Below are 23,370 nucleotides of genomic sequence, written 5' to 3' on the forward strand. Positions count from 1 at the left end.
TATTTTGAATCAGCACTCTCGAGCCCGGAGAACACCATGGCCTCTCTTGCGATGAAAATCACCCTGGAACGTATCACCCTCTTCCAATTCACCCCGGCCCACAGCGCCCAGGCCCGAGCGATGCTGGGTTGGAGTGTGGATCAGCTGTCGCGGGAGGCCGAGGTTTCGGCGGAAGACATTCAACGGTTTGAAGCGCAGCAAGAGGTGGCGGACGCGGCGCGTCTGGCGCTGGCGTATCGGTTTGAATCGCAGGGGTTGGTGTTCTTTCCCGGGTTTGCGCCGGGGCGAAGTGCGAGTCTGAACGCGATGGCTGCGGAAACGGCGGGGCGTGGGGATTATGCGATGGCTGATTGAAAGGACAAGTTTATCTTTATTCCCAAATAGGTATATTTTCGCATGAGTGCAAGGAAGCCGCTCTTGTGGGTTTGCAGTAGCAAGAAAGATCTCAAGCAGATGCCCACAGACGTACAGGATGTTTTTGGTTATGCACTGGACGAGGCCAAAAGTGGCCTGAAGCACCCAGATGCAAAACCCCTGAAAGGGTTCGGAGGCGCGGGTGTACTGGAGTTGATTGGAGACTTCGACACCAACATTTACGCGCCATTTACACGGTTCGTTTCGGCAGTGCGATTTACGTTTTGCACTGTTTTCAGAAGAAGTCGACAAACGGGATTAAAACCGCTCAATCCGACAGCGATCTGATCCGAGGCAGACGTCGAGCCGCTCAGGATCACGCGAAAGGATCAGAAAATGATAGAAATTGAAGAAGGCAGCGGCAACGTCTACCAAGACCTCGAATTGCCCAATGCCAGTGAAATGCAGGTCAAGTCGCAACTCGCGGCAAAGATCGGCGAGATCATCAAGGCACGCCATCTCACTCAGATTCAGGCCTCTGAAATTCTAGGGCTATCTCAGCCGAAACTTTCCGAAATGCTGCGAGGAAAATTTCGAGGCATCAGTGAGGCCAAAATGATGGAATGTCTTTCACATCTTGGGCGAGACGTGCAGATCGTCGTGAAGTCAGCCCCCGATCAAGGAAAGAGGGGCGTATTGAGGTTGTATTCGCCTAACACGAACACTCGTCAGGCGTTCTGCACCACCGCCCCACTCTCCCCTTCGACCGCCAGCCACCAGGCATCCCCGCGTTGTGGTTGAGCGATGTTGAACGCCTCGCCCATCTGCGGCGTACTGATCGACACATTCCGCTCCCAGGCCAATGCCAGGATGCGATCAAAGGGTTCGTACCAGGCGTGCATCGAGAGGTCGAAGGTGCCGTTGTGAATCGGCAGCAGCCAGCGTCCTTTGAGGTCAATGTGGGCTTGCAGGGTTTGCTCGGGCTGCATGTGAACGTGCGGCCATTCAACGTTGTAGGCGCCGGTTTCCATCAGGGTCAGGTCGAACGGGCCGTACTGTTCGCCGATGTGTTTAAAGCCGTCGAAGTAACCAGTGTCACCGCTAAAGAAGATTCGTGTGTGGCCTTCGATCATCACCCACGAGGCCCACAGTGTGCTGTTGCCGTCGAACAGGCCGCGACCGGAAAAGTGCTGCGACGGTGTGGCGATAAATTGAATGCCGTCGACTTCAGTACCCTGCCACCAGTCCAGTTGACGGATTTTGCTGGCGTCGATGCCCCACTTGATCAGGGTGTCGCCGACGCCCAGCGGGGTCAGGAAGTACTTGGTCTTGTCCGCCAGTTTGAGCACGGCCTGGTAGTCGAGGTGGTCGTAGTGATCGTGGGACAGGATCACCGCTTCAATCGGTGGCAATTCTTCCAGGCTGATGGGCGGTTGGTGGAAACGCTTGGGGCCGGCCCATTGCACCGGTGACGCACGCTCGGCGAAGACCGGGTCAGTGATCCAGAATTTGTCCCGCAGTTTGAGCAGTACGGTGGAGTGGCCTAGGCGATAAACACTGTGATTGGGTGCGGCAATCAGTGCCGCCCGAGTCAGCGCTTGCACCGGGACGGCAGCGCTCGGGCGGGTGTTGCGTGGTTTGTGGAAGATCATGTTCCATATGATGCGCAGGGTTTTGCGAAAGCCTTCGCGCTCTACAGGGACGTGGTTTCGGAAGTGCCCTTCTACCTGATGGGATGCTTCAGGCGTAGAGGCGTTATCCGCAGGGGAAGTTGAAATGGCCATGACTGAATGACTCCAGAAAAACCGCGCAATTCACAGTTTTCCGCTTTGGGACGATAAATGGCCAAGGCACGCACGCATCAGCCGAAGATTCTATTTTTCACTGTGCAGGATTAACAAAACATTACACTGCACAGTGTAGTTTCTAGGTTGCATGAAAGTGGATCACAAGTAAACTGCCGAGTGTAATTCCCCACTTCTTCCTGCCGAAGCGTATTTATGACAGCTCCACAGCGCCTGACCGACCGAAAACGCGAAGCCATCATCCTGGCGGCGATTACCGAATTCCGTGCCAACGGTTTTGAAATCACCAGCATGGACAAGATTGCTGCCACCGCCGGCGTGTCGAAGCGCACGGTGTACAACCACTTCCCGAGCAAGGAAGAGTTGTTCGCCGAAATCCTTAGTCAATTATGGGCTCGGGTGACGGCCGAACAGGAAGCGTCCTACCACCCTGATCTGCCGCTGCGCGACCAACTTCGGCAGATCTTGTTGGCGAAAGTGCAGATGATGGGCGACAACAACTTTCTCGACCTGGCACGAGTCGCCATCGCGGCCACCATCCACTCCCCCGAGCGCGCCCAGAACATGATCACTCGCATGGGTGAACGCGAAGAAGGCCTGACCCTGTGGATTCGCGCTGCCCAGGCCGATGGCCGACTGAAGCCGGTCGCACCGGAGTTTGCCGCGCAACAGGTCCAGGGGCTGCTCAAGTCCTTTGCATTCTGGCCGCAGATTTCCATGGGCCAGACAGGCCTTTCGCCCGATGTACAAACCACAGTGGTCGAGTCGGCCATGGACATGTTCCTGGCCTGCTATCAGCTCTAGATCACGCCTGTGCCACGCCTGCGCCCTGGTTAAATGGCTTCCAGGGACACTGATTATTCCTGTTGGAATAAATGACAATGTCCGCCGCTTTACCGATGAACGGTAGCTCTGAATAACACCAGACAATGTGTTACAGAATGAATCTGGCGCAGAGAACTATGGAAAACCATCGCGGCAAGGGCTTGTCATTTGCCAGACGTATTTACATGCCGCGGATCATCGGCCTGGGCATCGGCAGTATCAGTGTGGGTGCAGCGCTTTATCCGTTGAACCTGCCAGGTTGGGTCTGGGCATTTTTGTTGTTCAACGGGACACTCTGGCCCCACCTCGCCTATCAACTGTCGACCCGCGCGGCTTTTCCCTATCGGGCCGAGCGCCGCAACCTGCTGTACGACTCGCTGTTCGGCGGGTTCTGGACAGCCACGTTCCAATTCAATCCGCTCATCGCTGTCACCATCCTTTCGATGATGACGATGAACAACGTCGCGGCGGGCGGCCATCGTTTGTTCGTGTTGGGCGCCCTCGCCCAGCTCGCCGGGGTGCTGTTGGGCTGGGCGATCTTCGGTTTCAAATTCACTCTGATCACCACGCAAGCGCAAGTCTGGGCCTGCCTGCCGATGCTGACGTTGTATCCGCTGGCGTTGGGCATGGTCTGTTATCGCTTGGCGATCAAACTCGCCCAACACAAACGCGCGCTCAGCACGCTCAGCCGGACCGACAGCCTGACCGGCCTGCTCAACCACGGTGCATGGAAAGACCTGCTGCACCTGAAATTTCAGCAGTGCCGCCAGCACAACAGCCAAGCCACACTGGCGTTGATCGACATCGATCATTTCAAGGTAATCAACGACAGCTACGGGCATATCGTCGGCGATGCCGCACTGCAGCAGTTGAGCAAAGAACTCAAAAGCCTGCTGGATGAATACGAACTGGCCGGGCGCTACGGTGGCGATGAGTTCTGCGTGATCCTGCCGACCCTGCCACTGAGCAAGGCCGAAATGCTGATGGAGCAACTGCGTGAGACCTTGCAACAATATCGCCATCCGCAGGTGCCCGAGTTGCGAGTGAGCCTGAGTATCGGTTTGGCGCGGTATCAAAATGCGTATAAGGATGCGCTCGACTGGCTGGACGATGCCGACAAAGCGCTCTACACCGCCAAACACACGGGTCGCAACACCGTCAGCGTAGCCCTTGGCCGACCCGAGACCGACAACACTAGCGCCTGAAAACTTATACAAAACTGCGACAGACCGCCTTCTTGTACAACTTTATGAAGTTTTGTATAAGTATCCGGCTGTCAGTCAAGGAACGCTGGCATTGAGCAGTCACCGCCGAATGCCGTCCGTGTATTCGGCCTGCCAGCGCGGGAATAAGGACTGAATCCTTGACCTTCCCTACTTCCAGAGTACTGCGAGCATGTTTTTCAACCGCCACAAGTCGGCTCTCGACGATCTGCAACACAAACTCACTGAACAATCCGGCCTGCTCGACGCGATCAATCGCTCGATGGCGGTGATTGAATTCGACCTTGAGGGCGTGGTGTTGCGCGCCAACGACAACTTCTTCAAGACCATGGGTTATGCGCCCGAACAGGTGATCGGTCAGCCGCACCGGCACTTCTGCACGCCGGAATTTGGCCGCAGCGCTCAGTACCGCGAGTTGTGGTCACGTCTGAAAAACGGTCAGTTCCAGTCCGGCACGTTTGAACGGGTCAACAGCAAGGGTCAGCCGATCTGGCTGGAAGCCAGTTACAACCCGATCAAGGATGACGCGGGACGTGTGGTGAAAGTGGTCAAGTACGCCATGGACGTAACCGCCAAGGTGCAGCAGGAAAGTGAGGCAAACGCCAAGTTGCAGGCTATCGACCGTGCGATGGCGGTGATCGAGTTCAACCTTGACGGCAGTATTCTCACAGCCAATCAGAATTTTCTGACACGCATGGGTTACACCCTCGCGGAACTCAAGGGTAAACATCACCGTTTGTTCTGCACGCAGGCGGTGGTCAACAGCAGCGCCTATGAGGACTTCTGGCGGCGCTTGAACCAGGGTGAATTCTTCCAGGGGCAATTTGAACGCGTGGATAAACACGGGCAAACAGTGTGGCTGGAGGCCAATTACAACCCGGTGTACGACGCCGCCGGCCGCTTGTGCAAAGTGGTGAAATTCGCATCTGACGTCACCGCCCGTGTCGTGCAGCATGAGCAGGATGCGCGCAGTGCCAGCGCGGCTTATCACATCTCGGTGGCGACCCGAAAAGTCGCCGAGCAAGGTACTGAGGTGATTCAGCAAGCTGCCAGCGAAATGCGCGAAATTGCTCAGGACATTGCCGAGTCTTCAACATTGATTGCGCAATTGGGTGAACGCTCCGAACAGATCACTGCCATCGTCAACACCATCCGCGCGATTGCCGATCAGACCAATCTGCTGGCACTGAATGCGGCGATTGAAGCGGCACGAGCCGGTGAACAAGGGCGCGGTTTTGCCGTGGTCGCCGATGAAGTACGGCAACTGGCGGCGCGCACCAGCGGTTCGACGGCGGAGATTTCCAACATGATCGGTTTGATTCAGAGCGAAACCCGTCAGGCGATCAAGAGCATGGACGTCACTCGAGACCGAGCGGCCGAGGGCGTGGAATTGGCGAATCAGGCCGGGACGGTGATTTTGCAGATTCGCGACGGCGCCAGTGAAGCGGTGCAGGCGGTGAGCATGTTTGCCAATGAGCGCGTGTAGACGCGTTTGAATCGAGGCGCGGCCTTCGCGGGCAAGCCTTGCTCCTACAGATTTTGTGGCAGCAAGGCTTGCCTGCGAGAGGCCATAAAACCCGGCGCAGGGCTATAGTCATGCAACGTCCCAAGCCCCGCCGAGTGCATCATGACCACAGAAAAACCCGCAACACCTGAAACCACTCCCGTCGACCACCTGCGCTTCCACCGCCCTCACGCTCACCTCGCCCCGACCTTTGGCACTGACACATTCGCCCTGCGCGCCGAGGCGTTTGCGCGGTTCTTCGGCACGCCGACGTTTCTCGGTGCACAAACCCTGATCGTGGCCATCTGGATCGGCGTCAACCTGGCGGGCGTGACTCACTTTGACGTCTACCCGTTTATCCTGCTCAACCTGGCGTTCAGCCTGCAAGCGGCCTATGCCGCGCCGCTGATTCTGCTGGCCCAGACCCGTCAAGCTGCACGTGATAAAGCCCAGTCCGAGGCCGACGCGCAACACCGCGAAGCCCTGGCGGTTGCTAACAGCGAGCGCCAGGCTCAGGCCGCACAGAACACGACACAGTTGATGGAGTTGCTGGAGCAGAACACTCGGCTCACCGAGTTGACCAAGAGCCTGACCGAGCGCATCGAAAACCTGACCTCGGAAATGCATCAGCACATGAACAAGAACCCGCGCGACTGATCACGGCAAACGCAATGCCCGGCCGAGCTCATCGAACAGCGTAACCACCGAGCGCAATGCCCGGCAATCCGGGCGCGTCAGCAGCCACAGCGCGGTGTCGTAACCCTGCAAAGGCTCGCTCAAGGCCCGCAGGTCGTCGGTGATGAGAAAGTCCGGCAACGCCGCGACGCCGAGCCCCGCTCGCACCAACTCCGTCACCGACAACATGCTGTTGCATCGATAGCCCGGCACCACGCCGGGCAATTGCTGACGACGCCAGGCAATGGTCGGATGATCGGGCAGGAAGTCGTCCGGGGCGATCCAGGTCAGTGCTGACAAATCCGCCGCGTCGACGCCTTGCAGATAGCGCGCACTGGCGCAGACCCGGTAGGAAATCTTCGCCAATTGCCGACCGACCAAATGCTCGGGCGGTGTGCGGGTCAGGCGCAGGGCGATGTCGGCATCCCGGCGGCTGAGGTTGGCGAAGTCGTTGGAGGTACTGAGTTCGATGGTCAGCGCCGGGTAGGACGGCATGAACTGCGCCAGCGCCGGCAGCAACAAACCTTGCAGGACTGAATCGGTGCAGGTCAGGCGTACGGTGCCACTGATGACTTCACCGCCCTGCTCGACGCCGATGCGTGCCGCGTCCAGCGCCTGTTCGGCGCGTTCAGCCTGTTCCGCCAGGGTCTGCGCCAAGGTGGTCGGCAGGTAACCGGCACGGCTTTTTTCGAATAATTGCTGACCCAGCGCGGCCTCCAGTCGGCGCACGGCGCGGAACACCGTCGAGACGTCGACTTTCAATAGCTGTGAAGCCCGGGCCAGAGAGCCGCCGCGTACCAAAGCCAGGATCAGCGCCAGGTCCGGGTAGTCGAGCCGATAGTGCGTCGGTGCATTGATCAATTGGGTTAACGCCAATATTGAGTGCGTGAACGCCAATCTATAGTGAGCCCCGGCAACCGACAACTGCGCCACAAAAGCACTTCGTCTTACTCAAGAAAAGGAAATCCCATGGACGCTGTTTCCATCGCCCTGATCGGCGACTACGACCCGCAAGTCACCGCCCATCAAGCCATCCCCGTCGCCCTCGGCATGGCCGCCGAACATTCAGGCCTGGACGTGCAATTCCAATGGCTCGCCACTGACCACATTCACGCCGATACACCACTCGATACGTTCGACGGTTTCTGGTGTGTGCCCGCCAGCCCCTATCGCGATATGAACGGCGCGCTACGGGCAATCCGTTTTGCCCGCGAACAACAGCGACCATTCCTCGGGACCTGCGGCGGTTTTCAACATGCGGTGCTGGAATACGCCCGCAATGTGCTGGGCTGGGCAGATGCCGAGCACGGTGAGACCTCCCCCGACGCCGCACGGGCATTGCTCACGCCGCTGACGTGTTCGCTGGTAGAAGCGGTCGACAGCATCCGTCTGGTTGAAGGCTCGTTGATCGCCAAGGCGTATGAAAAGTCCGAGATTCACGAAGGCTATCGCTGCCGCTACGGTGTGAATCCGGAGTTCGAACAGGCGTTGCTGAACCATCAACTGACAGCCGTCGGTCATGATTCGATAGGGGATTTACGGGCGGTGGAATTACAAGGTCATCCGTTCTTCGTCGCCACCTTGTTCCAGCCGGAACGAGCCGCGCTCAAGGGGACTTTGCCGCCTCTGGTTCGAGCATTGATCGAGGCCTGTGCGAGGCAAAAGCCATGATCGCCAATACCCCGCCACCTCACTACTACGCCGTGATCTTTACCTCCCTGCGCACCGACGGTGATCAGGGTTACGCCGAGGCGGCCGAACGCATGGTCGAACTGGCTCGCGAGCAACAGGGCTTCCTCGGTGTTGAGTCAGCCCGGGGCGAGGACGGGCTGGGAATTACCGTGTCGTACTGGGCCAGTGAGGCGGCGATTCTGGCTTGGAAGCATCACCCGGAGCACAGTGCGATTCGTGAGCGTGGGCGGTCGACCTGGTATGCGGCGTGTCATACACGGGTGTGTCGGGTTGAGCGGGCTTATGAGTTCAAACTTTAATTGATGCAGCGTTTTGAAGGACGCCTTCGCGAGCAAGATCACCACAAAAACATCACCCCTGAACCAAACTCCGCACCGCCGAAATCTCCGGCACTTCCCGCCGATTCATATAAACCCGCAACGGTTCGCTAATGTTGATCCGCTCATCAATATTTTGATCCAGCAACAACTGAATCAACTCACGCTTGAGGGTCATGGCCTGCTCCGGGCCGGGCGCCCAGACGAACTCGCTGGTGGGAATGATGCCGTCGTCCGCCACGTCCATGCCGAAGGAGTCTTCGCTGAAACGCACGATGTATTGACCGGTTTTGCGATTGAGGCCAACGAAGCCTTTGAGCTGGTCGGCGGCCTGGCAGATGAGCTGGGAAGTGATGCGCATGATAAACCTCACAAAAGGTCGCAAAGGGACCGGTGATCGATGGTTTACACGCAGGGCTGGCGAACGGGTTTCCCTCTGCTGGGGAAACTACCGCGGCCAAGAGTACTGCAAAGAACCGCACAAAAGCGCAGAAAAAAACTGTTTTAAACCGGTTTATGTCGGTCTTGCGATAGCGCTCGCGGCGCTCAGTTGTTAAAAGGGACGTCTTTGAAAACCTCTGCGAAAGGATCTCGACCATGCCTGTTACCTTCACCAAAAGCGCCTTGGTGCTGGGCCTGCTGCTCGGCCTCGGCCAGGCACAGGCTGCCAGCCAGCCCAGCCCCTCCGCGCTGGCGACCACTTTAGGCATCCCGCATCCGGCCGTGATTGCCCACCGTGGCGCGTCCTTCGATGCCCCGGAATCCACCGCCGCCTCCTACAAACTGGCCCGCGATTTGGGCGCCGACTACCTGGAAATGGACCTGCAACGCAGCAAGGACGGTGTGCTGTTCGCCCTGCACGACAACAACCTGCAACGCACCACTGACGTTGCCAGCAAATTCCCTGAGCGCAAGGATGCGCCGGCCAACCAGTTCACCCTCGCCGAACTGAAAACCCTCGACGCCGGTAGCTGGTTCAACGCCGCTTACCCGGATCGTGCGCGTCCGGCCTACGTCGGCCTGAAGATTTTGACCCTCGATGAAATCATCGACATCGCCCAGGGCAATCCGCTGCACAAGCCCGGCCTGTACATCGAAACCAAAGAACCAAAGCAATTCCCCGGCATCGAGCATGACCTCAAGGAGAAACTCCAGGATCGCGGCTGGCTGAGCCCGGCGGGTTCGAAACTGGCGAAGAGCGAGCTGTCGGTCGGTCAGGGCAAAGGCAAGGTCGTGCTGCAAACCTTCGAGAAGAGCAGCCTCGAATTGCTGCAAAAAGAAATGCCGAACGTGCCGAAGGTCCTGTTGCTGTGGGTCGGTGAAGGCAGTATCGAGCCGAAATCCAAAGTGACCTTCGTGGAGTCCGGCGACAAGGACAAAGCCACTTACTACGCCAAGCAAGAGCCGAAAAGCAAAGCCGAATTCCAGCAATGGATCGAGTACGCCAAGGCCCAGGGCGCAATCGGCACCGGCCCTTCGGCGGCGCTGACCAAGGGCGGCGATCAGAGCTATTCGGATCTGGTGCAACCCTGGATGAACCAGTACACCCACGATCAGGGCATGCTGGTGCACGTCTACACGGTCGACGATGCCGTGGATTACCAGAAGGTGATGGACGCCGGCGTCGACGGCATCTTCACCAACCGCGCCAGCGAACTGCTGAAGTTCTACAAACGCCCGGCGGCCGCCAGTGTCGATCAGCTGTTGAAGAACAACGGTTACTGAGTGACCACACACACCGAGTGGACAGGCCGCCTCTGGCTGGGGCACGACTATGGCCTGATCCACGGCGTGTCGGGGCGCACGGCGCCCCATTCTCACTATGCTCACCAAATCATTCTTGCCCCCGAGCGACCGGTGACGGTGTTGCTCGATGGCGAAACCCTCAGCGCCTCGCAGCTGTTGATAGCCTCAAACGTGCGCCATGCAATCGTTGAAGCGCCGGATCCGCTGTTTACCGTTTATGCCGAACCGTTGCTGTTTGCCGCGCACACGTTGCGTGATGCGTTGTTCAACGCCGAACTGACGTTGCCTGCGCTTGATCGGGCGATACGCCAATGCCCGCGTCGCTCGCGCAGTGATCCGCGCATCGAACGTGCGTTGGTCGCGGTGGAGGCTTCGCTGACCGATAAAGTCGCCGCCCGCGCCGTCGCCGATACAGCGAGTTTATCCTTGAGCCAGTTGCAGCGACTGTTGGTCAGCCAGGTCGGTTTGCCAGTGCGCAGGCTGGTGTTGTGGCGACGTCTGCGCATGGCGATGGCCTCTATTCTGGCGGGCGACCCGGTGACATCCGCCGCGCACAACGCAGGTTTCGCCGATTCGGCGCACTTCTCACGCAGTCTGAAAAAACTCTTCGGCGTCACCGCGCGCCAAGCCTTGCAACACATCGACCTGAAACTGCTGGACTGAGTCAGCGGCGCAGCGCATCAGGCACTTTCGGCTCACGGCTCAACGCCACCGACTCGAACGGATCAAGCAATTGCGCCACATAGTCGCGGGGAAAATCCGGGCGGCTGCCAATCCCCAGATCGCCTTGGCCGATGCGGTAATCCTCGGTATAGAACGCTGTCCCCAGCAGCCAATCCCACACGGTGAAGAACAAACCGAAATTGACGTCACCGGCGCGCCCGTACTTCATGTGATGGAAGCGATGCAGCGGTGCCCAGGCGAAAATCCAGCGCAGAAAACCGGGGCGCATGTCGACATTGGAATGCTGCAACAGTAACTGGATGGCGATGGCGAACGCCAACAACGACGCGACCTGCAATGGAATGCCCAGCACCAGCAATGGCAGCAGCCCCGCCGATGCTTCCAGTAATTGATGCAACGGATGCTTCATCAAACCGTTGAAGCCGTACAGGCGTTCAACACTGTGATGCACCGCATGCAAACGCCACAGCCACGGCACGCGATGACTGGCGTAATGCATCAGGCTGATGCCCGCATCGGCAATCAACATCGCCAGCCCCAGTTGCAGCCATAACGGCCAGCCCGTTGGCCACACACCGTCAATCGCCAACAGAGCGACCAACCCCGGCAATGCGAGCAATCCCAATGCGCTCAACGCTTCGTTGATCAGCGCATGCAAGATGTCGCGCTGACGATCACCCGCCGCACGGTTCCAGCACACCTCGTAGGGCAATGCCCATTCAGCCGCGAATGACACGGCCAATGCCGCAAGAAACAACGGCAACAGCCACACGGTTGAAAGATTGGCCAGCCACACACCGCCGCCTATGAAACCGCCCCAGAACAGCGGCGCGTACAACGTGGCAAACATACGTTTCATCTGCACCTCCTTTGATCGAAGGCACAGCATGAGAGGTTGCGATGTGGGGCAATTGAACAAACGACGCAATCGACCAGGATGTTTTTAAGGGTGAGTTAAGTTGCGCTGATTAACCTGAACTCACTCAAACAGCACACCGCTTAGATAAACACCAAAAGGATTGAACCGATGAAAACCTTGACTGCCCTGTTTACCGCCGCTGCCCTGACCCTCACCGCTGGCCTGGCCCAAGCTGACGTACGCGTCGACCAGATCCCTGAGCTGGTCAAGTCCGGCAAGATCAAGCCGCTGGAATCAATGAACGCTGAAGCTCTGAAACTGCATCCGGGCGCGACCATCACTGACACGGATCTGGATAACCACTTCAATGGTTATGAATATGAAGTTGAGCTGAAAACCGCTGATGGCAAAGAATTCGACGTCGACTTCGACGCCGCCACCGGCAAGGTGCTGAGCAACAAGCAAGACACCTGATAGCGCGAATATGAGAAGCCGCACGATGAGAAATCGTGCGGCTTTTTGCGTTCGGCTTTTGAAATTTTGGTGTCAGTGAGATTTTCTCCCCCTCACCCCAGCCCTCTCCCCCAGGGGACGAGGGGGAAAGGGAGCAAATCGGGGGTTTTCAAAGCCTGAGTGCGGTTCGAAATTTCAGGTCGGCGTAGCTCGAATATTCACCGCAGTCAGTCCCCTCGCCCTCCGGGAGAGGGCTGGGGTGAGGGGAATCGGCATCACGCCGAGGTGCTGACCATCGACCCGGAAGTGCTGCTGCCTTCGTCTTGTAACGCCTGCACCAACGCCGAGGTGGCGGTTTCCAAAGAGCCCGAGGTGGCTGAGAGCTGCGACTGCGCGGCGGCAACAGCGGCGGCTTTGGCATCGGGGCTTTCTTGCTTGGCCTGAGCCGCTTGCAGTTGCTGCTGTTGTTCCTGCAATTGCTTTTGCAGTTCGGCGATCTGCTTGCGCAGCTCTTTTACGGCATCGGAATCGGTGCTGCTGCTCGAACTGCTACTGTCGCCAGCCGGCGCGGCGCCGCTGGCTGCTTTCGGTGCATCGGTGTTGGCGCCGGTGCCAGCGACTGCGCTGGTGGAGTTTTCTTCAGCGGTGTCGCTGACTGCGGCTTTGCTGGCCGATGTAGCGACGGGTTGAGTGATCGAAACAGAAGTGATGCTGACCATGGGAAGGCTCCAATGCCGGTTATAGATAACCGGTCATCGTCGAGGGTCAGCGCAACTTGAGATCAACTGTGTACCGACTCGGTAAGCAAGCCGGTACACAGCCTTTTCGGTTACGCGCTCAGGCGCGACGTCACTTCATTCAACTGCCCCGACAACCCGTGCAGGTTGTGGCTCGCCGCTTCAGTGCGCTGCACGTGGTCCAGGTTGGTACTGGCGATGCTGGTGATCTCGGTCAGGTTGCGCGAGATGTCTTCGGCCACCGACGTTTGCTCTTCGGCCGCCGTGGCGATCTGGCGGTTCATGTCGCGGATGGCTTCCACGGCATGGGTGATGCGCTCCAGCATGGCGCCGGCCTGGGTCACTTGCTCGACACTTTCTTCGCTGCGCGATTGACCGCTTTCAATCGCCTGGGCCGCGTCCACCGCGCCGGTTTGCACGGTCTGGATGATCTGGTTGATTTCGATGATCGACGCCGCCGTGCGCTGGGCCAGGCTGCGGACTTCATCGGCCACCACTGCGAAACCGCGTCCGGCTTCACCGGCGCGGGCCGCTTCGATCGCCGCGTTCAGCGCCAGCAAATTGGTCTGCTCGGCGATGCCGCGAATCACTTCCAGCACCTTGCCGATACGCCCGCTGTCGGTTTCCAGACGACGGATCACGGTGGCGGTGTTGGCGATCTCGCCGCGCATTTGAGTGATGGTGTGAATGGTGCCCTGCATGACTTTTTCGCCCTGCTGGGCGGACTGGTCGGCATCATCGGCCGCGCGTGCTGCGTCCGCTGCATGACGAGCAACTTCCTGCGCGGTGGCAGACATTTCGTTCATCGCCGTGGCTACCTGATCGGTGCGGTTGAACTGCTCGTTGGTGCCGTTGGCCATCAACGTGGCGATGGAGTTCAGCTCGCCGCTGGCGCTGTCCAGGTCCGACGCACTGCGCTGCAAACGGGTGAAGGTTTCGGCAAGGAAATCGCGCAAGGTGTTGGCGGCCGCAGCAAGATTGCCCAACTCATCCTGACGGTCGCTGGCCACGCGTTCGGCGAATTTGCCCTGGCTGAGTTGTGCCACGTAGTCGATCAGTTTGCGAATCGGGTCCACCAGGTTTCGGTTGATCAGCCACAAGCTCAACAGCCCGATCAGCAGCCCGGACGCGAGCATCACGATGATCCCCAACAACACCGTGCGATCGGCACTGGCGCTGATCAATGCCGACTGCTCGGTGCCGTGCTTGCGCAGTTCGCCGACCAACTCGCTCATCTGATCGCTGGTGGTGCGGTCCATACCCTTGACCGCGTTGTCGCCAGCGGCTGGATCGGCACCGGCAGCAACATAGGCATCACGACCTTTCTGATAGGCGTTGCCCAACTGACGATGTTCGTCACGCAGGCGTTCGATGCTGCTCTTGAGTTGGCTATCCAGACCTTTCTGCCCGGCCAGTTCGCCGAGAATGCCCTGCACGTCGCGCTGACGGTCCTCGAATTGCTGCCAGTATTTGTCCAGGTCCGCCGGCTGTTTGCCGCGCAGCAGAACGTTTTTCCACTCCTGAACCTGCACCTTGAATTGCAGGTTGGCTTCATCGATCAATTGCGAAGTGTGCAACGGGCCTGCGATCAACTGGCTGTAACTTTGCACACCGTTGGACAGGAAGTGGAAGCAGGCCAGCGCGATCAACAACATCGCCAGCAGACTGCCGCTCAGCAGGGCGAGAATTTGCGCTCTCAAGGATTTTTGCAGCATCGCAGGTACTCATGACAGGGATGAGGCACGCCCGATAAGGCGTGGAATTTTGCCGGACATCCATGTCGGCGAGCCTTGGCTCATGGCCAAAGGCGCGCAACGTAACCTAAGCGTGATCGGCGTACCAGAGCGCTTCTTGAAGAAAATCCGACTGTCGGTAAGCTGCTGATTTGACGTCATTTTGCTGTCACACAAACGTCATGTGACATTGCGAAGATGCGGCCCAAGTGAACCTGTGAACCCGCGACAGGCGCTTCCTCTCAGCGAGACCTCATGAACCACAGCATCGACCAAAGCCATCGCGACACTGACTTGTTCGGCCTGCTTTACGGCTTCCGTTTTCGTCCCGGTGAGCGCGGCCGGGAGATCGACTCGGCCGAAGCCCTGCGATGCTTGCAACACACCGAAGACAACGACGAATTCCTCTGGTTGCACCTGAACCTGGCCCACGCCGCGTGCGAGCGCTGGATGAAAAGCCATCTGGAATTGCCCGAGGAGTTTTTCGAGGCGCTGCACGAAGGTTCGCGCTCGACCCGCATCGAGCATGTCGACTCGGCGTTGCTGGCGGTGGTCAACGACGTGGTGTTCAACCTCAGCAGCATGGTGTCTTCGGATGTCTCGACGCTATGGGTCTGCGCCCGCAGCAAGCTGATCATCAGCGCGCGATTGCAACCGTTGCACTCGGTGGACAAGCTGCGTTCTTCGGTGAAGGCCGGGGAATGCTTTCGCTCACCGCTGGAGTTGCTGGTGCACCTGCTGCGCGATCAGGGCGAAGTGCTGACGCAGATCGTGCGCAAGACCAGCCAGAGTGTCGATCAGATCGAAGATGAGTTGTTGTCTTCGCGGCTGTCGACCAACCGTGCTGAGCTGGGCGCCAATCGCCGGGTACTGGTGCGGTTGCAGCGGTTGTTGGCACTTGAACCGGGGTCGCTATTGCGCCTGCTCAACCGTCCGCCGCAATGGTTGCAGAAGGAGGACGTCAAGGAGTTGCGCAAGTCCACCGAGGAGTTTGCGCTGATCATCAACGACCTCACGGCCCTCGGTGAACGGATCAAGCTGTTGCAGGAAGAAATCGCGGCCAACCTCAACGAACAGAGCAACCGCACGTTGTTCACCCTGACGGTGGTGACAGTGCTGGCATTGCCGATCAACATCATTGCCGGTTTTTTTGGCATGAACGTCGGCGGGATCCCGCTCTCGGGCGACCCGGAAGGGTTCTGGATTCTGGTGGCATTGGTCGCGACGTTTACCGTGCTGGCCGGGCGCTGGGCGTTTCGCAAAAGAGGCGATTACTGACCCTTGCCCACCGCAGATCCATTGTGCTGACAGAAATTCTGTGGCGAGGGAGCTTGCTCCCGTTCGGCTGCGAAGCAGCCGTAAATCCGGTTCACTCGGTACACCTGAAACAGCGTGGTGTTTGGTTTTGGGGCTGCTTCGCAACCCAGCGGGGATGAATCCCCTCGCCACAAAGAGCTCACCTCGGTGGGCGCGGTTGGGCAGGAAGGCTTCTGGATATTGGTCGCGCTGGTGGCGACGTTCACCGTGATTGCCGGGCGCTGGGCGTTCCGCAAAAGAGGCGATTACTGACCCTTGCCCACCACAGATCCATTGTGCTGACAGAAATTCTGTGGCGAGGGGGCTTGCCCCCGTTCGGCTGCGAAGCAGTCGTAAATCCTTGCACGCGGTGTACCTGATATACCGCGGTGGCTGGTTTTGGGGCCGCTTCGCAACCCAACGGGGGTAAACCCCCTCGCCACACAGAGCTCACTTTAATCAACTTCCCCTCCTGAGCTTAGGGATGGGGTCAACAGATCAGTGGTTGGGCTAATCCGCCAAACCCTGACCCACCGCAGTCTCTCTGTCATATTTTGAAACGATCATGGGCGATACTCCTTCCTCACTCAGGATTGTCCGTGATGGCTACTCCTTCCTTGTCCGCTGGTCAGGCGCCTGCCCGCAGCGCCAGACCGCACTTCGATAAAAAACCCGGCCTGTTCACCTTCGTGATTTTCTTCGGGGTGCTGGCCAGCGGGTTGTTGTTCACCGCCTACAGCCTGATGCACGACATGCACGAACTCGGCACGGTGGTAACCACCTGGACACCGTTTCTGCTGCTGGGCGTGGCGCTGCTGATCGCCCTCGGTTTTGAATTCGTCAACGGCTTCCACGACACCGCCAACGCGGTGGCCACGGTGATTTACACCAACTCGATGCCGCCGAACTTCGCGGTGGCCTGGTCAGGGTTCTTCAATTTTCTCGGTGTATTGCTTTCGAGTGGCGCGGTGGCGTTCGGTATCATCGCGTTGCTGCCGGTGGAGCTGATTCTGCAAGTCGGCTCCTCCGCCGGGTTCGCGATGATCTTCGCCCTGTTGATCGCGGCGATCCTGTGGAACCTCGGCACCTGGTGGCTGGGCTTGCCGGCCTCCTCGTCGCACACCCTGATCGGCTCGATCATCGGCGTCGGCGTCGCCAATGCCCTGATGCATGGCCGCGATGGCACCAGCGGCGTGGATTGGGCGCAAGCCACCAAGATCGGTTACGCGCTGCTGCTCTCGCCGTTGGTCGGCTTCGGCTTTGCCGCACTGTTGCTGCTGGCCCTGCGGGCGTTCGTCAAGAATCGTGCGCTGTACAAGGCACCGGAAGGTGATGCGCCGCCACCTTGGTGGATTCGCGGTTTATTGATTCTGACCTGCACCGGCGTGTCCTTCGCCCACGGCTCCAACGACGGCCAGAAAGGCATGGGCCTGATCATGTTGATTCTGGTCGGCACCCTGCCGATGGCGTATGCGCTGAACCGCACCATGCCGGCCGATCAAGCGTTGCAGTTCGCCGCCGTGGCCGAAGTCACCCAGCAAGCCCTAGTGAAAAGTGCACCGCTGCCGACACCTGCCGACCCGCGTGCAGTGCTGTCCGATTACGTGCGCAGCAAGGAAGTCACGCCGCAACTGGTGCCCGCCCTCGCCTCGCTGGCCGGCAACATCGGGAACGAAGTGAAGGGCTACGGCTCGCTGTCGAAAGTCCCGGCCGAAGCCATGGGCAACGTGCGTAACGACATGTACCTGACCAGCGAAACCATTCGCCTGATGGACAAGAACAAGGTCGGTAACTTCGACGCTGACACCACCGGCAAGCTGCAACTGTTCAAGCAACAGATCGACAACGCCACGCGCTTCATTCCGCTGTGGGTGAAGATCGCCGTGGCCATCGCACTGGGGCTGGGCACCATGGTCGGCTGGAAGCGCATCGTGGTGACGGTCGGTGAAAAAATCGGCAAGACCCACCTGACGTATGCCCAGGGCGCGTCGGCCGAAACCGTGGCCATGCTGACCATCGGTGCCGCCGACATGTTTGGCCTGCCGGTGTCCACCACCCACGTGTTGTCTTCGGGTGTGGCCGGGAGCATGGTCGCCAATGGTGGTGGCTTGCAGATGAAGACCATCCGCAACCTGATGATGGCCTGGGTGCTGACCTTGCCGGCGGCGATCCTGTTGTCGGGCAGTTTGTACTGGTTGTTCACCAAATTGTTCTGACCCCTGTAGGAGCTGCCGCAGGCTGCGATCTTTTGATCTTGTTGTTCAAACGCAAGATCAAAAGATCGCAGCCTGCGGCAGCTCCTACCGGTAGCCGTAATAGAGAGAGATCCGGCAAGGTTTGAGTCCAGAGTGTGGTCAGAGAGTCGAGCGGATGACATCGCCGAGCCAATCCATGAACACGCGCACTCGCAGCGGCAAATGTCGCTGCCGCGCATACAACAATGAAATGCCCATCGCCGGCGCGGTGAATTGCGGCAACACCGTTACCAGTTCGCCGTTGTCCAGATGCGGCTGCATGCCGGTGCGTGGCACCTGAGTCAGCCCGAAGCCGCCCAGACACGCCGATTCGTAGGCATCGGTGCTGTTGACCGTCACGCTGCCAGCCATCGGCAAGCGTTTGACCTGACCGCCCTCCTCGTACACAAACCCTTCCGAACGCGAACCCAGTACGCCGACGTAATGCACCAATCGATGCTGCGCCAGATCCTCCAGAGTCTGCGGCACTCCGTAGCGTTCGAGATACGCGGGGCTCGCGCAGTTGATCATCGAGAAGTCGCCGAGGTGCCGCGCGACCACCGATTGATCAGGCTGCGCGCCGATCCGCACTACGCAATCGAACCCCTCGCTGAGCAAATCGACGCGGCGGTCGGTGCTGCTGATTTCCAGCTCGAGATTCGGGTGACGATCCATGAACTGCGGCAGGCGCGGCAGGATCAGGCGCCGCGCGAGAATGTTTGGCAGGTCGACACGAATGCGCCCGGTCAGCGAGGCTTCGTCCTGGCGAAACAATCCTTCGATCTCGTCCATGTGCGACAGCAAATCCTTACTGCGTTCGTACAACACCAGACCATCCTGCGTCGCCTGCACCTTGCGCGTGGTGCGCTGCAACAGGCGCGTGCCGAGTAACGCTTCCAGCGCTTGCACATGCTCGGACACGGTCGAGCGCGGCAAGCCGAGGCTCTCACCGGCAAGGGTAAAACTCGACAATTCGCTGACCCGGACGAAGGTTCGCAGCAGCTCCAGTTTGTTCATGGCTCACCCTCGATTGTTCGCTTGATCCGACCAGTGATTCCGATTTCAGTCTGTTTATCACCTCCCGACGGATAAATAAACTGAGCCCATCACCACCACTCAGCGCAATCGAGGAAGCCTCATGAACCGAAAAATCGCATTGATCACCGGCGCCAGCCGTGGCCTGGGCAAAAACGCCGCCCTGCACCTCGCCGCGCAAGGCGTCGACATCATCGGCACCTACCACAGCCGCGCCGATGAAGCCCAGGCACTGGTAAGCGAAATCGAAGCACTCGGCGGTAAAGCCGTGATGCTGCAACTGGATGTCGGCCGCAGCGAAAGCTTTGCTGCGTTCGGCACACACGTCGAAAAGGCGCTGCAACACTTTGATCGTCAGCGCTTCGATTTTCTGATCAACAACGCCGGGGTCGGTTTGCACGTGAGTTTCGCCGAAACCACCGTGGAGCAATTCGACCTGCTGATGAACGTGCATTTCAAAGGGCCGTTCTTCCTGACTCAGCAACTGCTGCCGCTGATCAACGATGGCGGGCGCATCATCAATATCTCCAGCGGCCTCGCGCGTTTCACCCTCCCGGGCGCCAGTGCTTATGCGGCGATGAAAGGCGCGATTGAAGTACTCACTCGTTATCAGGCAAAAGAGCTGGGCGCGCGACAGATTGCCGTGAATACCCTGGCGCCGGGTGCGATCGAAACCGACTTTGGCGGCGGCACCGTTCGCGACAACGCGGCGGTGAATGCGATGGTCGCCGAAAACACCGCGCTGGGCCGTGCCGGGCAGCCGGATGACATTGGCGGAGCATTGGCGCTGCTGCTGTCACCGGGTGCGCAATGGATCAATGGCCAACGCGTCGAAGCCTCCGGCGGGATGTTTCTCTAAATCTGACACCGCCCCATTGTGGCGAGGGGATTTATCCCCGTTGGGGTGCGCAGCGCCCCCTCTTTTGATCCAGAAAAGATGGGCCTGCTGCGCAGTCCAACGGGGATAAATCCCCTCGCCACAACTTGCATTCCAGCGTTAGATCGTACGGGCGATCAGCAAGCGTTCGCGCACCACGTCATACCCCCAGTGGTAAACGTAGGTGTATGGCAGGAAGAACAGCAGCACACCGATGTCCAGCAGGAACGCCTGCCACAGACTGACGCTCAGCCACCAGGCAATCAGCGGCACGCCCATCACGATCAGGCCGCCTTCAAACAACAACGCGTGCACCACCCGGACCCAGGCGTTGCGCACAATATCCAGACGCTTGAGCAACCGGTCGAACATGCCGTTGAAGATCACGTTCCAGATCAGGGCAAGCGCGGCGATGGCCATGGTGACGAGACCCATTTCCACCATCGGTTTGTCCATGACCCAGGCCAGCAGCGGGGTGCAGATCATCACGGCGAGCGTTTCGAAACCGACGGCCTGGAAAATACGTTCAGTAATGGATTTGTTGGCGTTCATGGCCAGACTCCCTGAGTGACTGTGGTTGCCATGATCTGTCAGCACACCGATACTTCATAACCAATAACCATCGATCAAGGCGATAGTTCATGGCCTCTCACGAAGTGTTGCTCGCGTTTGTCCAGGCCGCGACCCAAGGTTCGTTTTCCGCAGCGGCACGTAAACTCGGGCGCAGTCAGTCGACCATCAGCGCCGCCGTGGCGAGCCTGGAAATCGACCTGAACCTGGTTCTGTTCGACCGCAGCAGCCGCAAGCCCAGCCTGACCCCGGCCGGGCACGTGATGCTGCAACGGGCCGAAGAAATCCTCGCCGCCACCAGTCGCCTGGAAATGACCGCCAGCCAATTGTCCCAAGGGGTCGAGGCGAAGCTGACCGTGGCGATTTCCGACACTTATCAGTCCGACCGTTTCGAAGCGGCCCTGAGTGCGTTCGAGCAGCGTTATCCGGACCTGGAGCTTGAATGCCTGATCGCCGAATGCGACGACCTGGTGGCCTTGCTGCAACGGGGGCGGGCTCAAGTCGCCTTTGCCGAAATGCAGGACAGTTACCCGCCGGACCTGGTCAGTTCGACTGTCGATGAGCGCACGGAAATCGCGTTGTTCGTTGCCCAAAAGCACCCGTTGGCGACGCTCAGCGGGATCGATCAAGACGTGTTGCGACAGCACCGGGAGTTGCGTCTGGCGACCATCGTCAACCCGTATGAAAGCCGGGCCAAGGGCCGGGTCTGGTCGGCGCCGAGTTACTTGATGCTGCTGGAAATGGCTCAGGGCGGATTCGGCTGGGCACCGCTGCCGCGTTGGCTGGTGGGGCGGTTTGGCGCCGGGTCGCTGGTAGAACTGGAGGTGCGGGGCTGGCCAAAACCGGTGTATGTCGATGCACTGTGGTCACGGCTGCATCCGCCGGGGCCGGCGGGGAGTTGGCTATTGAGCAAGATGCTGGAATGAGATCTTTTGATTTTGGTTTTGTTATGCAGCCTCAACCTCTACCGGCCGATTCACCTGAAAATACTCATGCAACCCCCGCAACGCCGGCAACTCCAGCGCCTGCGCCGCGTAACACAACCCGACCCGACGCGTCGGTGCCGGCAGGTGCAAGGCGCGGGTCACGACCCGTTCGTGCCCACTGACCAACGACTGCGGCAACATCGCCACACCGACCCCGGCGGCGACCATGTGCAGCGCCTGTTTCAATGACCCTGCTTGCCCCGCCACCGCTTCCGGCGAACGCCCGTACAACGCCATCAAGCGCTGATGGGACGGATGTTGCGGGCAGGTGATCCAGTCATCGATCGGCGCCCAGGCCTGTCCCGATTCCGCCGATGCCATCGGATGCCCGACCGGCAACGCCATCACATAGGACTCTTCCCACAATGGCAGGAACAATTCGTCCTCGCAGCACATCTCTTCCACCGCCAACCGACCGTCGCCGTGACAGCCTTCTTCCAGCGTCAGCAGCAGGTTGGGCAGCGCCTGATGAGCCATGCGCACGAAGGCTTCGATCTGACGATCTGCGATATCGCCTTCAATGCCCAAGGTTAGCGGCGCACGGTTTTCCCGGCCCCGAAACAAACGGCTCAAGGCCTCGGCTTCGGCCACCATCCGCCGCGCTTGCGGATACAGCACCCGCGCCTCGTCACTGACCTCGACACCTCGGGGCTGACGTACAAACAGCACGGCACCCATTTCTTCTTCGAGTTGCTTGATGGTCACGGATAACGTCGGCTGACTGATGAACAGCCGCTGGGCCGCCGAGGTGATATTGCGTTCCTCGAACACCGTGAGGAAGGCTTTGAGATGACGGATATCCATAGGAAATTCCGATAGCAGACAGAGGAATAAGGCATTTTTCAGCCTGAACGGCGGTAAATATACTGCGCCCCACGTTCAGATATTTGTTTTTCTTATTTCAGGAGTCTAGCCATGAGCAAGCCATTGATCATCATCACCGGGGCCAGTTCGGGCATTGGCGAAGCCGCTGCAAGGCTGTTGAGCGCTGCCGGCCATCCACTGTTGCTGCTGGCCCGTCGGGTTGAACGCCTGGAGGCGTTGGAACTGCCGAACACCCTGAGCCGCCGCGTCGACATCACCGACCGCGCCGCCCTGCTCGCGGCGGTCGCCGAAGCTGAAGCGCAATTCGGCCCGGCGGATGCCTTGATCAACAACGCCGGGGTGATGCTGCTGGGTGAAATGACCAAGCAGGACCCGGCCCAGTGGGACCAGATGCTCGACGTCAATGTGAAGGGTTTGCTCAACGGCGTGCACGCGGTGGTCGCGGGGATGGTCGAGCGCAAACACGGGACGATCATCAACATCAGCTCGGTGGCCGGACGCAAGACGTTCCCGAATCACGTGGCGTATGTCGGCACCAAGTTCGCGGTGCATGGTTTGTCGGAAAACCTGCGTGAAGAGTTGTCGCCGCACAATGTGCGGGTCATCACCATTGCACCGGGCGCGGTGGAAACCGAGCTGTTGAGCCACACCACCGATGAGGCGATCAAGACCGGTTACCAGGCCTGGAAACAGGACATGGGCGGTACAGTGTTGAGTGCCGAGGATGTGGCTTCGGCGATTGCTTATGCGTATCAGCAGCCGCAGAACGTGTGTGTTCGCGAGATCGTGTTGACCGCGACTCGGCAGCAGGCCTGATCCTTTATCACCGGTCCTGATGACGCTTTCGCGAGCAAGCCCGCTCCCACAGTGGATCCTCGGTGTGCATACAATCTGTGGCACACAGGCGATCATATGTGGGAGCGGGCTTGCTCGCGAAGAG

General features: G+C 59.2%; 23 protein-coding genes and 5 pseudogenes. 19 read left to right on the forward strand and 9 right to left on the reverse strand.

Annotated elements, in window-relative coordinates:
* The first annotated feature begins 36 nt into the window (after positions 1–36).
* From JFT87_RS25785 to JFT87_RS25795, 3 genes and pseudogenes are all read left to right on the forward strand, one after another.
* Positions 37–354: an XRE family transcriptional regulator gene (locus JFT87_RS25785; protein ID WP_201205985.1), complete on the forward strand. Its 318-nt coding sequence runs from the start codon at positions 37–39 to the stop codon at positions 352–354.
* A 42-nt stretch (positions 355–396) separates the two neighbouring features.
* Positions 397–764: pseudogene (locus JFT87_RS28735) on the forward strand (type II toxin-antitoxin system RelE/ParE family toxin).
* Positions 751–1,070 (forward strand): annotated as a pseudogene (locus JFT87_RS25795) (helix-turn-helix domain-containing protein). The pseudogenes JFT87_RS28735 and JFT87_RS25795 overlap by 14 nt, the downstream one beginning before the upstream one ends.
* 12 nt (positions 1,071–1,082) lie before the next feature.
* Here JFT87_RS25795 and JFT87_RS25800 read toward each other — a convergent pair.
* Positions 1,083–2,138, reverse strand: coding sequence for an MBL fold metallo-hydrolase (locus tag JFT87_RS25800; RefSeq protein ID WP_201205987.1), 1,056 nt, complete (start codon positions 2,136–2,138; stop codon positions 1,083–1,085).
* A 216-nt stretch (positions 2,139–2,354) separates the two neighbouring features.
* Here JFT87_RS25800 and JFT87_RS25805 point away from each other — a divergent pair, with 216 nt between their 5' ends.
* The 5 genes and pseudogenes from JFT87_RS25805 (at position 2,355) to JFT87_RS25820 (ending at position 6,368) form a co-directional block, all read left to right on the forward strand.
* On the forward strand, positions 2,355–2,963 hold the full coding sequence (locus JFT87_RS25805) for a TetR/AcrR family transcriptional regulator (RefSeq protein WP_201205989.1): 609 nt from the start codon (positions 2,355–2,357) through the stop codon (positions 2,961–2,963).
* Positions 2,964–3,121: 158 nt separating this feature from the next.
* Entirely contained in the window at positions 3,122–4,189 is a 1,068-nt protein-coding gene (locus JFT87_RS25810; RefSeq protein ID WP_201205991.1) for a diguanylate cyclase, read from the forward strand.
* 280 nt (positions 4,190–4,469) lie between these two features.
* Positions 4,470–5,144: pseudogene (locus JFT87_RS28945) on the forward strand (PAS domain-containing protein); the annotation flags it as partial.
* Between the two features lie 117 nt (positions 5,145–5,261).
* A pseudogene (locus tag JFT87_RS28950) lies at positions 5,262–5,693 on the forward strand (methyl-accepting chemotaxis protein); the annotation flags it as partial.
* A 141-nt stretch (positions 5,694–5,834) separates the two neighbouring features.
* Positions 5,835–6,368, forward strand: coding sequence for a DUF1003 domain-containing protein (locus JFT87_RS25820; RefSeq protein WP_201205995.1), 534 nt, complete (start codon positions 5,835–5,837; stop codon positions 6,366–6,368).
* Here the strand turns inward: JFT87_RS25820 and JFT87_RS25825 are convergent, their stop codons facing one another.
* A complete protein-coding gene (locus tag JFT87_RS25825) occupies positions 6,369–7,283 on the reverse strand; it encodes a LysR family transcriptional regulator (protein WP_446739749.1) in 915 nt (304 codons plus the stop codon).
* Positions 7,284–7,355: 72 nt separating this feature from the next.
* On the opposite strand from JFT87_RS25825, the gene JFT87_RS25830 reads away from it, so the two are divergent.
* Both JFT87_RS25830 and JFT87_RS25835 read left to right on the forward strand, forming a co-directional pair.
* The gene (locus JFT87_RS25830) at positions 7,356–8,057 is read left to right on the forward strand and encodes a CTP synthase C-terminal region-related (seleno)protein (protein WP_201205997.1); all 702 of its coding nucleotides are present in this window, start codon (positions 7,356–7,358) and stop codon (positions 8,055–8,057) included.
* Positions 8,054–8,377: an antibiotic biosynthesis monooxygenase family protein gene (locus JFT87_RS25835; protein ID WP_201205999.1), complete on the forward strand. Its 324-nt coding sequence runs from the start codon at positions 8,054–8,056 to the stop codon at positions 8,375–8,377. Before JFT87_RS25830 ends, JFT87_RS25835 begins: the two co-directional genes overlap by 4 nt.
* 52 nt (positions 8,378–8,429) lie before the next feature.
* Here JFT87_RS25835 and JFT87_RS25840 read toward each other — a convergent pair whose 3' ends face one another.
* Positions 8,430–8,756 carry a DUF2025 family protein gene (locus JFT87_RS25840; protein WP_201206001.1) on the reverse strand — a complete coding sequence of 109 codons (327 nt, stop codon included), beginning with the start codon at positions 8,754–8,756 and terminating at the stop codon, positions 8,430–8,432.
* A gap of 236 nt (positions 8,757–8,992) precedes the next feature.
* On the opposite strand from JFT87_RS25840, the gene JFT87_RS25845 reads away from it, so the two are divergent.
* Together JFT87_RS25845 and JFT87_RS25850 are read left to right on the forward strand one after the other, a co-directional pair.
* Positions 8,993–10,120 carry a glycerophosphodiester phosphodiesterase gene (locus JFT87_RS25845; RefSeq protein ID WP_201206003.1) on the forward strand — a complete coding sequence of 376 codons (1,128 nt, stop codon included), beginning with the start codon at positions 8,993–8,995 and terminating at the stop codon, positions 10,118–10,120.
* Positions 10,121–10,804, forward strand: a complete 684-nt coding sequence (locus JFT87_RS25850; RefSeq protein WP_201206005.1) for a helix-turn-helix domain-containing protein — start codon at positions 10,121–10,123, stop codon at positions 10,802–10,804.
* A 1-nt stretch (position 10,805) separates the two neighbouring features.
* Here JFT87_RS25850 and JFT87_RS25855 read toward each other — a convergent pair whose 3' ends face one another.
* On the reverse strand, positions 10,806–11,684 hold the full coding sequence (locus tag JFT87_RS25855; protein WP_201206007.1) for a sterol desaturase family protein: 879 nt from the start codon (positions 11,682–11,684) through the stop codon (positions 10,806–10,808).
* Positions 11,685–11,852: 168 nt separating this feature from the next.
* Between JFT87_RS25855 and JFT87_RS25860 the strand changes: the two genes are divergently transcribed.
* Complete coding sequence (locus tag JFT87_RS25860; protein ID WP_201206009.1) at positions 11,853–12,158, forward strand: PepSY domain-containing protein; 306 nt, start codon at positions 11,853–11,855, stop codon at positions 12,156–12,158.
* Between the two features lie 254 nt (positions 12,159–12,412).
* On the opposite strand, the gene JFT87_RS25865 is transcribed toward JFT87_RS25860, so the two are convergent.
* Both JFT87_RS25865 and JFT87_RS25870 read right to left on the reverse strand, forming a co-directional pair.
* On the reverse strand, positions 12,413–12,856 hold the full coding sequence (locus JFT87_RS25865; protein WP_201206011.1) for a hypothetical protein: 444 nt from the start codon (positions 12,854–12,856) through the stop codon (positions 12,413–12,415).
* 110 nt (positions 12,857–12,966) lie between these two features.
* On the reverse strand, positions 12,967–14,589 hold the full coding sequence (locus JFT87_RS25870) for a methyl-accepting chemotaxis protein (RefSeq protein WP_201206013.1): 1,623 nt from the start codon (positions 14,587–14,589) through the stop codon (positions 12,967–12,969).
* A gap of 273 nt (positions 14,590–14,862) precedes the next feature.
* On the opposite strand from JFT87_RS25870, the gene JFT87_RS25875 reads away from it, so the two are divergent.
* The 3 genes and pseudogenes from JFT87_RS25875 (at position 14,863) to JFT87_RS25880 (ending at position 18,119) form a co-directional block, all read left to right on the forward strand.
* Positions 14,863–15,885 carry a transporter gene (locus tag JFT87_RS25875; protein ID WP_201206015.1) on the forward strand — a complete coding sequence of 341 codons (1,023 nt, stop codon included), beginning with the start codon at positions 14,863–14,865 and terminating at the stop codon, positions 15,883–15,885.
* 204 nt (positions 15,886–16,089) lie between these two features.
* Positions 16,090–16,176, forward strand: a pseudogene (locus JFT87_RS28955) (hypothetical protein); the annotation flags it as partial.
* Between the two features lie 329 nt (positions 16,177–16,505).
* Entirely contained in the window at positions 16,506–18,119 is a 1,614-nt protein-coding gene (locus JFT87_RS25880) for an inorganic phosphate transporter (RefSeq protein ID WP_201206017.1), read from the forward strand.
* 138 nt (positions 18,120–18,257) lie between these two features.
* Here the strand turns inward: JFT87_RS25880 and JFT87_RS25885 are convergent, their stop codons facing one another.
* Positions 18,258–19,154 carry a LysR family transcriptional regulator gene (locus JFT87_RS25885; protein WP_201206019.1) on the reverse strand — a complete coding sequence of 299 codons (897 nt, stop codon included), beginning with the start codon at positions 19,152–19,154 and terminating at the stop codon, positions 18,258–18,260.
* Positions 19,155–19,275: 121 nt separating this feature from the next.
* Here JFT87_RS25885 and JFT87_RS25890 point away from each other — a divergent pair, with 121 nt between their 5' ends.
* Positions 19,276–20,031 carry an SDR family NAD(P)-dependent oxidoreductase gene (locus JFT87_RS25890; RefSeq protein ID WP_201206021.1) on the forward strand — a complete coding sequence of 252 codons (756 nt, stop codon included), beginning with the start codon at positions 19,276–19,278 and terminating at the stop codon, positions 20,029–20,031.
* Between the two features lie 138 nt (positions 20,032–20,169).
* Here JFT87_RS25890 and JFT87_RS25895 read toward each other — a convergent pair whose 3' ends face one another.
* Positions 20,170–20,601, reverse strand: coding sequence for a multidrug/biocide efflux PACE transporter (locus JFT87_RS25895; RefSeq protein ID WP_201206023.1), 432 nt, complete (start codon positions 20,599–20,601; stop codon positions 20,170–20,172).
* 89 nt (positions 20,602–20,690) lie between these two features.
* On the opposite strand from JFT87_RS25895, the gene JFT87_RS25900 reads away from it, so the two are divergent.
* On the forward strand, positions 20,691–21,545 hold the full coding sequence (locus JFT87_RS25900; protein WP_201206025.1) for a LysR family transcriptional regulator: 855 nt from the start codon (positions 20,691–20,693) through the stop codon (positions 21,543–21,545).
* Between the two features lie 21 nt (positions 21,546–21,566).
* Here the strand turns inward: JFT87_RS25900 and JFT87_RS25905 are convergent, their stop codons facing one another.
* Positions 21,567–22,409, reverse strand: coding sequence for a LysR family transcriptional regulator (locus JFT87_RS25905; RefSeq protein WP_201206027.1), 843 nt, complete (start codon positions 22,407–22,409; stop codon positions 21,567–21,569).
* Positions 22,410–22,520: 111 nt separating this feature from the next.
* Here JFT87_RS25905 and JFT87_RS25910 point away from each other — a divergent pair, with 111 nt between their 5' ends.
* A complete protein-coding gene (locus JFT87_RS25910; protein WP_201206029.1) occupies positions 22,521–23,246 on the forward strand; it encodes an SDR family oxidoreductase in 726 nt (241 codons plus the stop codon).
* Positions 23,247–23,370 lie beyond the last annotated feature (124 nt).

It is taken from the genome of Pseudomonas sp. TH15 (assembly GCF_016651105.1).
Lineage (GTDB): Bacteria > Pseudomonadota > Gammaproteobacteria > Pseudomonadales > Pseudomonadaceae > Aquipseudomonas.

Excerpts from the sequence above, each read along its gene's own strand:
- JFT87_RS25785 (WP_201205985.1), top strand. The coding sequence starts at position 37 with ATGGCCTCTCTTGCGATGAAAATCACCCTGGAACGTATCACCCTCTTC.
- JFT87_RS25905 (WP_201206027.1), bottom strand. The coding sequence starts at position 22,409 with ATGGATATCCGTCATCTCAAAGCCTTCCTCACGGTGTTCGAGGAACGC.
- JFT87_RS25875 (WP_201206015.1), top strand. The coding sequence starts at position 14,863 with ATGAACCACAGCATCGACCAAAGCCATCGCGACACTGACTTGTTCGGC.
- JFT87_RS25810 (WP_201205991.1), top strand. The coding sequence starts at position 3,122 with ATGGAAAACCATCGCGGCAAGGGCTTGTCATTTGCCAGACGTATTTAC.
- JFT87_RS25835 (WP_201205999.1), top strand. The coding sequence starts at position 8,054 with ATGATCGCCAATACCCCGCCACCTCACTACTACGCCGTGATCTTTACC.
- JFT87_RS25830 (WP_201205997.1), top strand. The coding sequence starts at position 7,356 with ATGGACGCTGTTTCCATCGCCCTGATCGGCGACTACGACCCGCAAGTC.
- JFT87_RS25805 (WP_201205989.1), top strand. The coding sequence starts at position 2,355 with ATGACAGCTCCACAGCGCCTGACCGACCGAAAACGCGAAGCCATCATC.
- JFT87_RS25820 (WP_201205995.1), top strand. The coding sequence starts at position 5,835 with ATGACCACAGAAAAACCCGCAACACCTGAAACCACTCCCGTCGACCAC.
- JFT87_RS25900 (WP_201206025.1), top strand. The coding sequence starts at position 20,691 with ATGGCCTCTCACGAAGTGTTGCTCGCGTTTGTCCAGGCCGCGACCCAA.
- JFT87_RS25840 (WP_201206001.1), bottom strand. The coding sequence starts at position 8,756 with ATGCGCATCACTTCCCAGCTCATCTGCCAGGCCGCCGACCAGCTCAAA.
- JFT87_RS25855 (WP_201206007.1), bottom strand. The coding sequence starts at position 11,684 with ATGAAACGTATGTTTGCCACGTTGTACGCGCCGCTGTTCTGGGGCGGT.
- JFT87_RS25800 (WP_201205987.1), bottom strand. The coding sequence starts at position 2,138 with ATGGCCATTTCAACTTCCCCTGCGGATAACGCCTCTACGCCTGAAGCA.
- JFT87_RS25890 (WP_201206021.1), top strand. The coding sequence starts at position 19,276 with ATGAACCGAAAAATCGCATTGATCACCGGCGCCAGCCGTGGCCTGGGC.
- JFT87_RS25870 (WP_201206013.1), bottom strand. The coding sequence starts at position 14,589 with ATGCTGCAAAAATCCTTGAGAGCGCAAATTCTCGCCCTGCTGAGCGGC.
- JFT87_RS25910 (WP_201206029.1), top strand. The coding sequence starts at position 22,521 with ATGAGCAAGCCATTGATCATCATCACCGGGGCCAGTTCGGGCATTGGC.
- JFT87_RS25845 (WP_201206003.1), top strand. The coding sequence starts at position 8,993 with ATGCCTGTTACCTTCACCAAAAGCGCCTTGGTGCTGGGCCTGCTGCTC.
- JFT87_RS25885 (WP_201206019.1), bottom strand. The coding sequence starts at position 19,154 with ATGAACAAACTGGAGCTGCTGCGAACCTTCGTCCGGGTCAGCGAATTG.
- JFT87_RS25860 (WP_201206009.1), top strand. The coding sequence starts at position 11,853 with ATGAAAACCTTGACTGCCCTGTTTACCGCCGCTGCCCTGACCCTCACC.
- JFT87_RS25865 (WP_201206011.1), bottom strand. The coding sequence starts at position 12,856 with ATGGTCAGCATCACTTCTGTTTCGATCACTCAACCCGTCGCTACATCG.
- JFT87_RS25880 (WP_201206017.1), top strand. The coding sequence starts at position 16,506 with ATGGCTACTCCTTCCTTGTCCGCTGGTCAGGCGCCTGCCCGCAGCGCC.
- JFT87_RS25895 (WP_201206023.1), bottom strand. The coding sequence starts at position 20,601 with ATGAACGCCAACAAATCCATTACTGAACGTATTTTCCAGGCCGTCGGT.